The sequence below is a fragment of the Peptostreptococcus faecalis genome, assembly GCF_900240845.1.
Classification (GTDB): Bacteria; Bacillota; Clostridia; order Peptostreptococcales; family Peptostreptococcaceae; genus Peptostreptococcus; species Peptostreptococcus faecalis.
Genome location: NZ_OERU01000001.1, coordinates 402,530 through 418,792, shown reverse-complemented (window position 1 = coordinate 418,792; position 16,263 = coordinate 402,530). Strand labels below are relative to the sequence as shown.

11 protein-coding genes, 1 tRNA gene and 1 rRNA gene are annotated in these 16,263 nt (G+C 33.0%); 11 read left to right on the top strand and 2 right to left on the bottom strand.

The annotated features are described in order from the left end of the window. Nucleotides 1–122 precede the first annotated feature (122 nt). From C0982_RS02020 to C0982_RS01980, 9 genes are all read left to right on the top strand, one after another. Nucleotides 123–1,139 (top strand): LacI family DNA-binding transcriptional regulator, encoded by a 1,017-nt coding sequence (locus tag C0982_RS02020; protein ID WP_101772574.1) that lies wholly within the window; start codon nt 123–125, stop codon nt 1,137–1,139. A 52-nt stretch (nt 1,140–1,191) separates the two neighbouring features. Next, nucleotides 1,192–2,475 carry an ABC transporter substrate-binding protein gene (locus C0982_RS02015; RefSeq protein ID WP_101772573.1) on the top strand — a complete coding sequence of 428 codons (1,284 nt, stop codon included), beginning with the start codon at nt 1,192–1,194 and terminating at the stop codon, nt 2,473–2,475. Nucleotides 2,476–2,552: 77 nt separating this feature from the next. Continuing rightward, entirely contained in the window at nt 2,553–3,425 is an 873-nt protein-coding gene (locus C0982_RS02010) for a carbohydrate ABC transporter permease (RefSeq protein WP_101772572.1), read from the top strand. Next, the gene (locus C0982_RS02005) at nt 3,425–4,246 is read left to right on the top strand and encodes a carbohydrate ABC transporter permease (RefSeq protein ID WP_101772571.1); all 822 of its coding nucleotides are present in this window, start codon (nt 3,425–3,427) and stop codon (nt 4,244–4,246) included. The genes C0982_RS02010 and C0982_RS02005 overlap by 1 nt, the downstream gene beginning before the upstream one ends. A gap of 73 nt (nt 4,247–4,319) precedes the next feature. Next, nucleotides 4,320–6,596, top strand: a complete 2,277-nt coding sequence (locus tag C0982_RS02000; RefSeq protein ID WP_101772570.1) for a glycoside hydrolase family 65 protein — start codon at nt 4,320–4,322, stop codon at nt 6,594–6,596. Between the two features lie 25 nt (nt 6,597–6,621). Further along, nucleotides 6,622–8,286, top strand: coding sequence for an alpha-glucosidase (locus C0982_RS01995; RefSeq protein ID WP_101772569.1), 1,665 nt, complete (start codon nt 6,622–6,624; stop codon nt 8,284–8,286). Nucleotides 8,287–8,314: 28 nt separating this feature from the next. Next, nucleotides 8,315–8,959: a beta-phosphoglucomutase gene (gene pgmB, locus C0982_RS01990; RefSeq protein WP_101772568.1), complete on the top strand. Its 645-nt coding sequence runs from the start codon at nt 8,315–8,317 to the stop codon at nt 8,957–8,959. A gap of 74 nt (nt 8,960–9,033) precedes the next feature. Continuing rightward, nucleotides 9,034–10,158, top strand: coding sequence for an ABC transporter ATP-binding protein (locus C0982_RS01985; RefSeq protein ID WP_101772567.1), 1,125 nt, complete (start codon nt 9,034–9,036; stop codon nt 10,156–10,158). Nucleotides 10,159–10,488: 330 nt separating this feature from the next. Next, nucleotides 10,489–11,886 carry a peptide MFS transporter gene (locus C0982_RS01980; RefSeq protein WP_101772566.1) on the top strand — a complete coding sequence of 466 codons (1,398 nt, stop codon included), beginning with the start codon at nt 10,489–10,491 and terminating at the stop codon, nt 11,884–11,886. Between the two features lie 156 nt (nt 11,887–12,042). Here C0982_RS01980 and C0982_RS01975 read toward each other — a convergent pair whose 3' ends face one another. Then, nucleotides 12,043–12,444, bottom strand: a complete 402-nt coding sequence (locus C0982_RS01975) for a hypothetical protein (protein ID WP_101772565.1) — start codon at nt 12,442–12,444, stop codon at nt 12,043–12,045. A gap of 24 nt (nt 12,445–12,468) precedes the next feature. After that, a tRNA-Arg gene (locus C0982_RS01970) sits at nt 12,469–12,541 on the bottom strand. A gap of 170 nt (nt 12,542–12,711) precedes the next feature. On the opposite strand from C0982_RS01970, the gene pepT reads away from it, so the two are divergent. Together pepT and C0982_RS01960 are read left to right on the top strand one after the other, a co-directional pair. Beyond that, nucleotides 12,712–13,947 carry a peptidase T gene (pepT, locus tag C0982_RS01965; RefSeq protein WP_101772564.1) on the top strand — a complete coding sequence of 412 codons (1,236 nt, stop codon included), beginning with the start codon at nt 12,712–12,714 and terminating at the stop codon, nt 13,945–13,947. A gap of 654 nt (nt 13,948–14,601) precedes the next feature. Continuing rightward, nucleotides 14,602–16,114 (top strand): 16S ribosomal RNA (locus tag C0982_RS01960). Nucleotides 16,115–16,263 lie beyond the last annotated feature (149 nt).

Below are 16,263 nucleotides of genomic sequence, written 5' to 3'. Positions count from 1 at the left end.
CGATACTATTTAAATATCTTAATTAGATTCTTTTCAATATTTTTTATTTTGAATTTATAGAATATTTAAAATATGATTAATGTCTGGAATGGAAATAAAGATTAAAGGGAGGGTTGACTATTTTGGGAAAAAATAAAAATGTTACAATACAAATGGTCGCAGATAGAGCAGGTGTTGCCAAATCTACTGTGTCCAGAGTAATAAGTGGCTCCCCTAGAATAAGTGAGAAAACTCGCAAGAAAGTAATTTGCGTAATGGAAGAGCTAAATTATCACCCAAGTGCAATAGCGAGAAGTTTGGCAAATAGAATATCTAAAAATGTTGGGCTAGTTTTGCCTTCAGATGAAGATTTCTTTTTGAATCCTTTCTTTCAAAAAGGGCTTAGAGCAATAGTCAAGACAGCAAACTTAAGAGGTTACGACGTAGTTATAAGTTATGATGAATCAGGTGATACAAAATCTATTGAAAGGCTAGTAAATGCAAATAAAATAGACGGTGCAATACTTATGAGATCTATAATAAATGATTCAGCAGTAAATTACTTAAGAGACAAAAGTTTTCCATTTGTACTCATTGGGAAATCGCTTAAGTATGATGATGTATACACAGTGGATACTGATAACGTTGTGGCTTCAGAAAAGTTGACAAGACTATTAATACAAGAAGGTTGTAAGAAAATAGGATTTATAGGCGGAGATAGCAATACCGTAGTTACAATAGATAGATATAGGGGATATTTAAATGAATTAGAGAGAAATAATTTAGAAGTAAACAAGAATATCATTCAGGAAAACGAATTTAATGAATTAAATGGATATGCTTCAATGAAAGCTATCATAGAGTCGGATTCAGATATTGATGGAATTGTTATTACCGATGATCTAATTTTTAATGGGGCTATAGAATATTTATATGAGCTTGGAAAAGAGCCGAGAGTCAATCTTGCGATCGCTACCTTTGGTTCTGGAGTTCAAAAATATCCAGATAATATAAAAGTTTTTTATGCTGATGTAAATAGTGTAAAAATAGGAGAGCAAAGCTGCGAAAAATTAATCGATATTTTAGAAAATAAAAAACTAGATAAAAATGATATGAAACAAATTAATCTAATAGATATTATTGATTATACGATCAAATAATATATATCACCACAAAAGTATGTGTGGGCTAAAGAAAATAGGAGGTATTTTTATGAAGTTCAAAAAGCTAATGAGTTTAACAGCAGTAGGACTATTATCAGTGTCTTTACTAGCTGGATGTGGAAATTCTAGTAAATCAGGCAGTGATAAACAAGTTCAACTAGATATATTCCAATTTAAGGTTGAATTTAAGGATCAGTTTACAAAGTTGGCTCAGGAATATATGAAGGAAAACCCTAACGTAAAAATTAATATTACGTCAGTAGGTGGTGGTACTGAATATGGACCAGCTCTAAAATCTAAGTTTTCATCAGGAAACGAACCTGCGATTTTCAACATTGGTGGACCACAGGATGTAAAGGATTGGGAGAATAAGCTTGAAGATTTAAGCAGTAGTAAATTGGTAAATGAAGCTCTTCCAAAGACTTTGGACGGTGTTACAAAAGAAGGTAAAGTTTATGGATTGCCATATAGCCAAGAAGGTTACGGATTTATATATAATAAAGAAATATTCAAAAAGGCAGGTATAAATGCAGAAGAGCTAACTACATACGCAAAGCTTTCTGAAGCAGTGAAAAAAATAGATGCAGAAAAATCTAACTTAGGATTAGATGCTGCGATAGCCTTTCCAGCTAAAGAAACTTGGGTAACAGGGCTTCACCTTTCAAATGTATTTATTTCACCAGAATTTGAAGGGAATATAAATAAAATATACGAGTCTAAAACAATAGATTTTAAATACTCAAAGCAGTTTAAAGATATTGTTGACTTACAAAATAAGTATTCAGTACAGCCAACAGCCAGCTTAGATTATTCTCAGCAGGTAGAAAAGCTATTCTCTATGGGTAAAGTAGCAATAATACAGCAGGGTAACTGGGTATTCAACTCAATTGATCAAGTTGATAGTGAACTTGCAAAAAATATTGGAATGATACCTATTCCAGTAGAAGGTGTATCAGAAGGTAAATTACCAGTTGGTGTTCCAATGTACTGGGGAGTAAACAAAGACAAAGATGATGCTACTAAGAAAGCAGCTAAGGAATTCTTAGAGTGGATGTATACTTCAGATCAAGGAAAAGAGTATGTATTAAATGAATTTAAGTTTATACCGGCATACAAGGGATATGATTCAAGCAAGATACAAGATCCTCTTTCTAAGGTAGTATATGAATACTCTAAAGCTGGAAATACTTCTGACTGGATATTCATGGGATATCCATCAGGATGGGGACAGAATACTTTAGGAGCAGATATACAAAAATATGTAAGTGGACAATCTTCTTGGGAAGATATAATTAAAAATGCACAACAGGCTTGGGAACAGGCTAGAAAGTAGTTAAATAAAAGGTGCTGTCGTGTTAATTTTAACCGGCAGCACTTTGTTTTTCATTAAATATGCATTAGGAGGATGTTATGCAGAAAAAAGTTAAGAAAAAGGGATTATACTTCTGGTTGTTTATAGCACCAGTTGTAGTTGCTTTGTTTATGGTGGTAGTAGTACCCCTTTTATATGGAGTGTATTATTCATTTACAAATTGGGATGGAATAAATACACCTGTGTTTGTAGGTCTTGAAAACTACGCAAGACTTTTAGGAGATGAAGGTTTTAGAAATTCTCTATGGTTTACAGTAAAGTTTGCTGTAGTTTCAATTGTACTTATTAATGCGCTTGGATTAGGGTTAGCACTTTTAGTAACACAAAAAATAAAGGGCAGCAATCTTTTAAGAACAGTATTTTTTATGCCAAACTTAATAGGTGGTCTAATATTAGGCTTTATATGGCAATTTATTTTTATACAGGGATTTGATACTTTAGGAAAAGCAATAGGAGTAGAAGCTCTTCAAGGGTGGTTGTCTACTACGTCTACTGGATTTTGGGGGCTAGTAATTCTTACAGCTTGGCAGATGGCAGGTTATGTAATGATAATATATATAGCACATCTTGAAAGTATACCGGAAGAATTAATTGAAGCGGCTCAAATCGATGGTTCTAACGTATTTCAAAGATTTAGACATATTGTATTTCCACTAGTTGCACCAGCTTTCACGGTTAGTATGTTCCTTACACTTTCTAACTCATTTAAGCTGTATGATCAAAACTTATCTCTTACTGGAGGAGCTCCATTTAATTCAACTCAGATGGTAGCCATGAATATATATAATACAGCATTTGCCGAAAATAATATGGCATATGCTCAAGGGAAGGCAGTTATATTTTTTATTATAGTAGCTGCAATTTCATTGACTCAAGTGTATTACAACAAAAAGAGAGAGGTGGAAATGTAATGAAAAAGATAAAAAAGCAAAATGTTTTTTTGGGAATTTTAGGAACAATTTTAGCTCTTATTTGGATTAGCCCATTTTATATGATGGTAGCAAATTCATTCAAAACTAAAAAAGAAATATTTGAATCACCTCTAAAGTTACCTGGAAATATTAATATAGAAAATTATGGTCAAGCTGTAGAAAGTTTGGATTTTGTTCACACTCTAATGAACTCTCTAATAATTACAGTTGTGAGTGTGGTAGTAATAATAGTTTTTTCATCAATGGCTGCGTATGCACTTTCAAGAGTCAAGAGCAAAGTAAGCACGATAGTATTCTTTGCATTTGTTGCAGCGATGTTGATACCTTTCCAGTCGGTTATGATACCTTTGGTGTCTATGTTTGGTAAATTTGGAATGCTAAACAGAGCGGGAATAATATTTTTATATCTCGGATTTGGTTCAAGTCTTTCGATATTTTTATATCACGGAACGATTAATACTTTGCCAAAATCATTAGATGAAGCGGCAATTATAGATGGATGTAATAGATTTCAAGTATTTTGGTATATCATATTTCCTATACTAAAGCCTATTACTGTAACCGTTGCAATATTAAATACAATATGGATATGGAATGATTACCTGCTTCCATCACTTGTAATAAATCAAGTTGGAATGGAAACTATTCCACTTAAGATGTTCTTCTTCTTTGGAGAGTATACAAAGCAGTGGAACCTAGCTTTAGCAGGCCTTACTATAGCAATAATACCTGTAATAATATTCTACTTTATAGCTCAAAAGCAAATTATAAAGGGAATAACAGCAGGATCGGTAAAATAATTATATTTCCTAATGCAAAATTTAAAATTATATTTGGTCGGCTTTGCCGGCCAAGTAAAAATACGGAGGTAGTATGGGATTCGAGTACAATGAATTTAAAATTATAGAAAAAAGTTTAAATAAAGATGAATTTAGACTTTCTGAAAGCTTAATGTCTATTGGTAATGAATACATGGGTATGAGAGGGAATTTTGAAGAAAAATATACAGGTGATTCCCTTCAAGGTACTTATATTGGAGGAGTTTGGTTTCCAGATAAAACTCGTGTAGGATGGTGGAAAAATGGATACCCAAATTACTTCGGAAAGATGATAAACTCGCCTAATTTCATAGGATTAAGAGTGAAAATAGACGGAATAGAGATAGATTTAAATAAGGAAGAAATAGAATCTTTTTATCGTGAATTAGATATGAGAGAAGGTATTTTACATAGAAACTTTACAATAAAGAGAAACAATAATAGATTTGAAATAAAAGTAAGTAGATTTGTAAGTATAGCCCAAAAGGAAATTTGTGCAATTAATTATGAGGTCCATTCAGTAGATACTGACTGTATAGTTGAATTTGTACCATATATAGATGCAAATGTTAAAAATGAGGACTCTAATTACAATGAAAAATTTTGGGATATAAAATCAAAAAATGTAGATGAAAAAAGCGGATATATACAGTCAAAGACAGTTCAAAATGACTTTGGAGTAGAACAGTTTTCAATATGTAATTATATGAATATCAACTTTGAAGGTGAAAAATTAATGCCTATAGAAGATGAATCATACATTGCTTGTAATTTAAAAAAATCAATTAAAAAAGGAGAAACTGCTAGAGTAGAAAAAATTATAGCAGTTACTACATCAAGGGATTATAAGGAAGAAGAACTTGTAGAGAAAGCAAAAACATTATCTGAAAAAGCGAGTTATAAAGGATATGAGTCTTTAGCAAAAGAACATTCGATTAAATGGTTTGAAAGATGGGATATTGCAGATGTTGTAATAAAGAATAATAAGAAGCTTCAGCAGGGAATTAGATACAATATATTCCAACTATTTTCGACTTATTATGGAGAAGATATGAGGCTGAATATTGGTCCAAAGGGATTCACTGGAGAAAAATACGGTGGAGCTACTTATTGGGATACAGAAGCATATATGGTACCAATGTATCTTTCAGTAGCACCTCAAGAAGTAAGTAGAAACCTTTTGATGTATAGATATAATCAACTAAAAGAGGCTTATCACAATGCTCAAATGCAAGGTTTAAAAGGTGCTCTTTATCCTATGGTTACCTTTACAGGAGTAGAATGCCATAATGAATGGGAAATAACATTTGAAGAAATTCATAGAAATGGAGCTATTGCATATGCAATATACAATTATGCAAATTATACCGGAGATTATGAGTACGTGTATAGTTATGGTATAGATGTATTGGTAGGGATTAGTAGATTTTGGGCTGATAGAGTTCACTACAATAAAAGGAAAAAATGCTATATGATGCACGGTGTTACAGGTCCTAATGAATATGAAAATAATGTAAATAATAATTGGTATACGAATACTGTAGCCGCATGGACAATAGATTTTACTATTGAAATGATTGAGAAAATAAAGAGACAAGGTTTGGATAAAAAACTATTGGAGTTAGATATAGATAAGAATGAAATAGACAAGTGGAAAGATATTACAGATAATATGTATTACCCATATGACGAAGAGTTAGATGTATTTGTGCAGCACGATACTTTTTTAGATAAAGAGTTGATGTCTGTATCGAAATTAGATGAGTCTGAAAGGCCTCTAAATAAACATTGGTCATGGGATAAGATACTTAGATCTTGCTTTATAAAACAAGCAGATGTTCTACAGGGTATATATTTTTTTAATGACAAGTATACTTTAGAGCAAAAAAAGAAGAACTATGAGTTTTATGAACCTATGACAGTTCATGAATCTAGTTTATCAGCGTGTATACATTCTATATTAGCTTGTGAAATAGGCCTGGATAAAAAGGCAGTAGATATGTATGAAAGAACATCTAGATTAGATTTGGATAACTATAATCACGATACAGATGATGGACTTCATATCACGAGTATGTCTGGAAGTTGGTTGTCAATAGTTCAAGGTTTTGCAGGTATGAGGACGTTTAATGAAGAATTGTCATTCTCTCCATTAGTTCCTGATGGTTGGGAAGGATACAGCTTTAATATTAATTACAGAGATAGGTTGATAAATCTCGAAACAACAGCAGAAGAAGTTATTATAAAGTTGAGAACTGGTAATCCAATTGAAATAAAAATATATGACAAATGCTTTAAATTAGATAAAGAACTGAAAATTAAATTGAAATAGCTTATATAGCGGAAAGAGGAATAATATGGAATGGTGGAAAAAATCCGTAATATATCAGATATATCCTAGAAGTTTCTGTGATACAAATAGCGACGGGATAGGAGATATAAAAGGTGTTACAAGTAAATTAGATTATTTAAAAGAACTAGGAATAGATGTTATTTGGCTTAGTCCTGTATATGAGTCACCACAGGATGATAATGGCTATGATATTAGTGATTACAGAAAGATATGGGATACATTTGGCACAAATGAAGATATGTATGAGCTGATTGAAGAGGCTCATAATAGAGGTATTAAAATAGTTATGGATTTAGTACCTAATCATACAAGCGATGAGCACATATGGTTTAAAGAAAGTAAAAAATCAAAGGATAGCCCATATAGAGACTATTATTTCTGGAAAGATGAAAAGAACAACTGGGGATCATATTTTAGTGGAACAGCTTGGGAATTTGATGAAAAAACAGAACAATATTATTTACACTTATTTTCAAAAAAACAGCCAGATTTAAACTGGGAAAATCCAAAGGTAAGAAAAGAAATATATGACATTATGAAATTTTGGATGGACAAAGGTGTAGACGGATGGAGAATGGATGTAATTAGCTCTATATCTAAATACACAGATTTTCCTAATTATGAAGAAGTATCTCCGGATGAAAATTATATTGGAGATTACCATACTAACGGGCCAAGATTACATGAATATTTAAAAGAAATGAACAATGAAGTATTATCAAAATACGATTGCATGACAGTGGGGGAAGCACCTGGATCTACTCCTGAAAATGCACTTTTATTCTGTGATAAAGACAGAGATGAATTGAACATGATATTTACATTTGACCATATGGATTTAGATGCAAAAAAAGGTAGCAGCATTGGAAAATGGGACTTAGAAAAATTGGACTTAGTTGAATTGAAAGAAACTTTAAATCTATGGCAAAAAGGATTACACAAAAAAGGGTGGAATTCACTATACTTTGAAAACCATGACCAAGCCAGAGTGGTATCTAGATGGGGTAATGATAGAGAATATAGAGTAGAGAGTGCAAAGATGTTTGGAACTATACTTCATATGATGCAAGGAACTCCATATGTATACCAAGGCGAAGAAATAGGAATGGTAAATGCGTATTATGAAATAGATGAATATCAAGATATTGAAATAAGAAATGCATATAAAGATTTAGTATTAGATAGAAAGAAACTAACTAAAGATGAATTTATGAAGGCTGTACATACGATATCTAGAGATAATGCTAGAACACCAATGCAGTGGAATTCAAAGGAACACGCAGGATTTACAGAAGGTACACCTTGGTTGAAGGTAAATCCTAGATACGATGAAATTAATGTTGAAGAGGCTTTAAAAGATAAGAACTCTGTATTTTATCATTATAAAAAATTGATAGAACTAAGACATACTGATGACTTGATAACAGAAGCAGACTTTAACCTTATAGACAAAGATAATAAATCTATATTTGCTTATGAAAGAAGATTAGATGAAAAGAGTCTTCTAGTTGTAGCTAATTTCTATGAAGAAGAGATAGAATTTGAAATAGGAAATGAATTCAAATTAGATCAATATACTTTAGTATTATCAAACTATGATGAATATAATAAGTATGAAAATACTATAAAATTAAAACCATATGAGGCTATAATTTTAAAAAACTACTAAAATAGAGAGTTATACAGGGAGTAAAAGCATGATAAAAGGAGTTATCTTTGATTTAGATGGGGTAATAACCGATACTGCAAAATTTCATTATATTGCATGGAACAATCTTGCCTCAAAAATGGGAATAGAGTTAACAGAGGAATTTAATGAAAAATTAAAAGGTATACCGAGAATAGAATCTCTAAAGTTAATATTAGAATATGGAAATGCCATACATATTTATTCAGAAGAAGAGATGCATGAGATGGCTGATATAAAAAATGAAGAATATAAAAAACTTTTAAAAAATCTAGATAAAAAGGATATTTTGCCTGGAATAGAGGATTTTATTAATAAATTGAAAGAAAAAAACATAAAAATAGGATTGGCTTCTGCATCTAAAAATGCACCTATGATTTTAGAAAAATTAGGACTAGGTAAAAAGATAGATTATATAGCAGATCCTGATGCTGTAAAAAATGGAAAGCCAGCTCCAGATATTTTTATAGAAGCTACAAGAGGAATAAATCTCAATATTGATGATGTAATAGGAATTGAAGATGCAGATGCGGGTGTAGAAGCTATGAGATCTTGTAACATGAGAAGCATAGGTATAAATGTAGATGCAGATTTAAGATTAGAGAGTACAAGAGAATTAAGCTTAGATATAATAGCAATACTAGATAATAAATAGTACCTCAATGTATGTAGAGTACTAAAGTATAGTGTAAATATACGAGCGTAAAAAATAATGAAGAGGTGATAGAAATGGCAAGAGTTCAATTAAAAGACGTGTCAAAGTCATACGATAATGGATTTAATGCAGTTAAAAATGTAAATATAGATATAGAAGATAAAGAATTTATAGTTTTGGTAGGGCCATCTGGATGTGGTAAATCTACTACACTTAGAATGATAGCAGGATTGGAAGATGTTACTAGTGGGACACTGAGCATAGGTGATAAGGTAGTAAATGATGTAGAACCAAAGGATAGAGATATAGCTATGGTTTTCCAGAACTATGCATTATATCCTCATATGACAGTATACGATAATATGTCGTTTGCACTAAAGCTTAGAAAAGTAAGTAAAAGTGAGATAGACAAAAAGGTGAGGGAAGTTGCCAAAATACTTCAACTTGAAAATTTATTAGATAGGAAACCAAAAGCATTATCAGGAGGTCAAAGACAGAGAGTTGCTCTTGGAAGAGCAATTGTTAGAAACCCAAAGGTATTTTTAATGGATGAGCCATTATCTAATTTGGATGCAAAGCTAAGAACAGAGATGAGAGCTGAAATATCAAAACTTCATAAGAAATTAGATGCTACATTTATATATGTTACTCATGATCAAGTAGAAGCAATGACAATGGGAGATAGAATAGTTGTAATGAACCATGGTGAAGTTCAACAAATCGACAAGCCAAAAGCTTTCTATGAAAATCCAGTCAATAAGTTTGTGGCAAGTTTTATTGGGAGTCCACAGATGAACTTTATAGATGTAGAGTTAAAAACAGTTGGAGAAGATACATTCGCAAAAGTTGATGGAAAAGAAGTAGAATTTTTGATACCAAAGGGTAAGGCTGCTTACTTGATTGAAAAAGGATATACTGGTAAAAAGATAGTTATGGGGGTTAGACCTGAAGATATACATAGAGAAAGAGTCTTTATCGATATGTCCCCAGAAAGTAAGTTTGAGTCAAAAGTTGTTATTAGAGAACTTATGGGATCTGAAATAATAGTTTATCTGGACTTTTTTGGAAAAGAAATTATAGCAAAGTTTGATGGAAAAACTGATGTTGAAAGAAATCAAGAAATGACTCTTGCATTAGACATGAACAGAGTACACTTCTTTGACGTTGAAACAGAAGAAAATATATTATATAATGAATAATTTTTAAAATTTAAATAAAATAATTTTGAATAAAAATACATTTATTTAAAAGATAGCATGAAATAATTCATGCTATCTTTTTTTATTTGAATATACTAAAGAAAAAAATAAGGTTTTATGATAAATTAAAAAATAAAGATTCTCAAAAAAATAACAATATTGTTTAAATAAGCAATAAAAAGGGTCCTAGCTTTATTGAATAAACTTTTTATTGAATTTAAAGAAAAATAAAAAGAATTAGACATTGCAAAAAAACATATATAATTATATAATAACCTTGAGCAGTGCTTAATAAAAGTACTGAAAAAAACGGTTTTAGGGAGGGTTATAATGAGTTCTAGTACAAAAGCTACAAAAATTAAACATCCAGATGGCTTAAAATTGCTAAATATTTCAATTGCACTTCAAAGTTATGCTGGATACGCTGTAATATCTTTTATGGTACTTTTCTTAACTGCATCAGCAAGTAAAAATGGGTTGGGATTAGGAATAAAAGAAGCAACAGGTATCATGGGTCTTTACTCAGGTTTAGGGTATATGACACCATTAATAGGAGGCTGGTTATCAGATAGATATCTGGGACTTCAAAAGGCCATTTTATTAGGTGCATTTTTGGCAGCAGTAGGATATTTAACAATATTCTTATTAGGATCTACTCTTACTGGACTTTGGATTGGTCTAGCAGTTATGATAATAAGTGGTGGTTTCTTTAAAGGAAACGTAAGTGCTTTGGTAGGAGAGTTATACTCTAAAAAGGAATTATCAAAAAAAGATGCCGCTTATAGTATATTCTATATGGCTGTAAATTTAGGAAGCTTAATGGGACCAATTGTTGCTGGACTTATGACAGATTCTTGGTTTGCAAAGATTAATGCAGACGGAACGATAGCATCTTATGGTTATAAGCAAGCGTTTTTAATGTCTTCTATAGTAATGTTCATAACATTTTTCTTATTTTTATACCTAGCTCCAAAGTGGCTTAAAGATATTGGTAAGAAGCCTGCATTACAAGTAGAAAAAGAGAAAAAAGGAACTGAAAAAGGACCTAAGCTTACAAAGTTAGAAAAAAACAGAATGTTGGCAATGGCTATAGTGTTTGGTTTCGTAACACTTTTCTTCGCAGCATATTTTCAAACACAAACATCAGTAACATTACTTGCAGATACGTTAGTAAATAGAAATGTTTTTGGATTTACAATCCCAGTACCTTGGTTGATATCATTTAATGGAATTTTATGTGTTATATTAGCTCCACTTTTAGGTGGATTATGGGTTAGACTAGAAAGATCAAAGTATGGAGATTTGAGTATACCAATGAAAATGGGTCTAGGAATGATACTAACTGGTACTTCATTCGTAATTCTAATAATTGGAATAGCAGGTCTTGGTGGTGTTGAAGATGGTAGTGCAAAAATGGGTCTAGGATTCCTTCTTATTGCATATATCATATTAACTATAGGAGAACTATTCTTATCACCTATAGGAATGGCGATGTTTAACAAACTTGCACCAGCTAAATACGCTTCTCTTGCAATGGGAGCTTGGTACTTATGCTTCTTCTTTGCTAGTATAATATCTGGTAAAGTTGCCGGTTTTACAGAAAACATGGGTTATGGAGCAGTATTTAAATATATAGCTATAATAGTTATAGTATTCGGTGTAATCTTATTGTTAATCAGAAATAAATTAACTAAGATGATGGCTCTTGATCAAATTGAAATGGATTAATATTTATATTAATATCATTAGTAAATATAGGAAATGATGATTTTTATGTAATAAATATTAATAAAATATAATAGATATAAAAAAACGGATGAGAACGCCAACTGGCGCAATCATCCGTTTTTATTTGTAGATTAAAGTAATATTGACTTAAAAAAATCAATCTACCTGTTTCATCATTCTTTTTAAAATATCAAGTTCTAATTTTTTCAATTTCAAGTCTATATTTGATATAACTACAACTAAGAGTATTTTATTTTCAATTTCATCCCATTTATATGCACGAGAAGCTTGAATTGTATATTTTGGAAAAAATTTAAGAATATCTTTTGTCAATTCTTCTGCAGATTTAAAATACATTTCCACAGAATCGTTGTTTTCCCAATAAAATTCATCTTTAGCTCCTATAGAATCAACAGGAATAGACAGTTTAAAACTCATCACGTCTTCTCTTTTAGTTGCTTTTGTAAGATTAGTTTCTACTTTAAATAGTGTTTCACTATTTATTTTTTTAATAATATCATCACTAGATATCATGTCATCTCTAAAAATAACGTACATAATTTCACCTCTAAAAATAATAAACGCGCCTAGTAGGATTCGAACCCACAACTCACAGATCCGAAGTCTGCAGCTCTATCCGTTGAGCTATAGGCGCATACCGATACAAATTATTATAACATAAAAATAAGAATTGAAAGTGCAAAATTCTTAAAATATTTTATAAAATGACTAAAATGTAGAACATATTAGTGATATAATAATATTGAACGCTGTATAACTATATATTTATAAGTTGACTTTAAATAGCAAAAACAGGAGGGTATTATGAAAGAAAAGGTTTTATCAAGATTTTTAAATTATGTTTCTATTGATACGGAATCTGATCCGTATTCAGAAAGCTGTCCTTCTACAGAGAAGCAATTCGACCTAGCAAAAGTTATTGTAGAAGAGTTGAAAGAAATGGGATTAGAAGATATTTCGCTAGATGAAAAATGTTATATTATGGCAAAGTTGCCGGCTAATACAGAAGGTATAGCACCTATAGGTTTTGTAGCGCATATGGATACTAGCCCTGATATAACTGGAAAAGATGTGAAACCTAGAATCATTGAAAATTATGATGGTAAAGATATAATACTAAATGAAGAAAAAGGAATTGTCACAACATTAAAAGACTATCCTGAAATAGAAAGATTCAAGGGTCAAACTGTAATAGTAACAGATGGGAATACGCTTTTAGGAGCTGATGACAAAGCAGGGATAGCTGAAATAATGACAGGTATTGAATATTTAAAAAATCACCATGAAATAAAACACGGAGATATAATGATAGGATTTACTCCGGATGAAGAAATAGGAAGAGGCGCAGATTTCTTCGATGTTGAGAAGTTTGGAGCAAAATATGCATATACTTTAGATGGCGGAGAAATGGGTGAATTACAGTATGAAAACTTTAACGCAGCAGCAGCTGTAGTTACAATAGAAGGAAGAAACGTACATCCAGGTTCTGCAAAGAATAAAATGATAAATTCTATATATATGGCAGCCGATGTAATGGAAGCATTTCCAAAATCAGAAAGGCCAGAGACTACAGAAGGTTACGAAGGATTTTATCATTTAAATGAAATGGAAGGTAACGCTGAACAGACAGTGATGAGATACATAATCCGTGACCATGATATGAAAATATTTAATGAAAGAAAAGAGTTTTTTGAAAAGAAAATAAAAGAGCTTTCAGATAAACATGATGGAAGAATATCAGTAGAAATAAAAGATAACTACTATAATATGAGAGAAATAGTAGAAAAAGAAATGTTTATAGTGGATATTGCTGTGGATTCAATGAAAGAAATTGGTGTAGATCCTCAAGTAATACCTATTAGAGGAGGCACTGACGGAGCCAGACTATCATTTATGGGATTACCTTGCCCTAACTTATTTGCTGGTGGAATAAACTTCCATGGTAGAAATGAAATGGTAAGTGTAGAGGCACTTGAAGCAGGTGCAAAGCTTGTTGTTAGAATAGCAAGTAAATACGCAGAACTTGGAATAAAAGCGTAATTACATAAATCATATAATTTTATAACGAGTTATTGTAAATATTAAGTGCCATATTATTGGATAAATTAATCTGTATATATTAATTTATAAATATTAAATAGTATGTGTAATATTTACATATAAATAAAAATAATAAATGTAAGAGACTGTATTATTAGAAGGTTTACGGTCTCTTATATATTTTTTGAAAAAAATATAAAAAAAGTATTGACTTTAATAAAAAAAGAGAGTATAGTATTACTTGTCCTCAACAAGAGGCAAAACAAAAATAACTCAAAACAAACTTAAAAAAGTTTTTAAAAAGTTATTGACAAAAGAAATTAAAGATGTTATTATTATCTAGTCGTCAAAAACGACAGGTAAACAAAATGAACTTTGAAAATTAAACAGCAGGTTAATTCATATTGTTTTCAAAACAATTGATTAATCGTTTAAACCATAAAGGTTTAAACCACAAACAACAAACCAAGCCAGATATTTCGAGATAATACTAGATAGATCTGAGCGGACAAATTTTTTAAAGAGAGTTTGATCCTGGCTNTTGTTTTTATAAACAATTGATTAATCGTTTAAACCATAAAGGTTTAAACCACAAACAACAAACCAAGCCAGATATTTCGAGATAATACTAGATAGATCTGAGCGGACAAATTTTTTAAAGAGAGTTTGATCCTGGCTCAGGATGAACGCTGGCGGCGTGCCTAACACATGCAAGTCGAGCGAGCAATTAGAAGTTTACTTCTATGCGCAAGCGGCGGACGGGTGAGTAACGCGTGGGTAACCTACCCTATACACATGGATAACATACTGAAAAGTTTACTAATACATGATAACATGATACCTTGGCATCAAGGAATCATCAAAGTGTTAGCGGTATAGGATGGATCCGCGTCTGATTAGCTAGTTGGTAAGGTAACGGCTTACCAAGGCGACGATCAGTAGCCGACCTGAGAGGGTGATCGGCCACATTGGAACTGAGACACGGTCCAAACTCCTACGGGAGGCAGCAGTGGGGAATATTGCACAATGGGCGCAAGCCTGATGCAGCAACGCCGCGTGAACGATGAAGGCCTTCGGGTCGTAAAGTTCTGTTGCAGGGGAAGATAATGACGGTACCCTGTGAGGAAGCCCCGGCTAACTACGTGCCAGCAGCCGCGGTAATACGTAGGGGGCTAGCGTTATCCGGATTTACTGGGCGTAAAGGGTGCGTAGGTGGTTTTTCAAGTCAGCGGTTAAAGGCTACGGCTCAACCGTAGTTAGCCGCTGAAACTGGAAAACTTGAGTGCAGGAGAGGAAAGTGGAATTCCCAGTGTAGCGGTGAAATGCGTAGATATTGGGAGGAACATCAGTAGCGAAGGCGGCTTTCTGGACTGTAACTGACACTGAGGCACGAAAGCGTGGGTAGCAAACAGGATTAGATACCCTGGTAGTCCACGCCGTAAACGATGAGTACTAGGTGTCGGGGGTTACCCCCCTCGGTGCCGCAGCTAACGCATTAAGTACTCCGCCTGGGGAGTACGCACGCAAGTGTGAAACTCAAAGGAATTGACGGGGACCCGCACAAGTAGCGGAGCATGTGGTTTAATTCGAAGCAACGCGAAGAACCTTACCTAAGCTTGACATCCCTCGGACCGGTGTTTAATCACACCTTCCCTTCGGGGCTGAGGTGACAGGTGGTGCATGGTTGTCGTCAGCTCGTGTCGTGAGATGTTGGGTTAAGTCCCGCAACGAGCGCAACCCTTGTCTTTAGTTGCCAGCATTCAGTTGGGCACTCTAGAGAGACTGCCAGGGATAACCTGGAGGAAGGTGGGGATGACGTCAAATCATCATGCCCCTTATGCTTAGGGCTACACACGTGCTACAATGGGTAGTACAGAGGGTTGCCAAACCGTGAGGTGGAGCTAATCCCTTAAAGCTACTCTCAGTTCGGATTGTAGGCTGAAACTCGCCTACATGAAGCTGGAGTTACTAGTAATCGCAGATCAGAATGCTGCGGTGAATGCGTTCCCGGGTCTTGTACACACCGCCCGTCACACCACGGAAGTCGGAAACACCCGAAGCCGATTGTCTAACCGCAAGGAGGAAGTCGTCGAAGGTGGAGTCGATAACTGGGGTGAAGTCGTAACAAGGTAGCCGTATCGGAAGGTGCGGCTGGATCACCTCCTTTCTAAGGAAAATTACCTGCTGTTTAATTTTGAGAGTTCATTTAACTTTCAACTTTGTACTTTGAAAACTGAATATATTAGTGATATTAAAGACATCGATTGATTGTCCATTGGATAATCAATTATATAGATTAATACAATCGAGAATGAG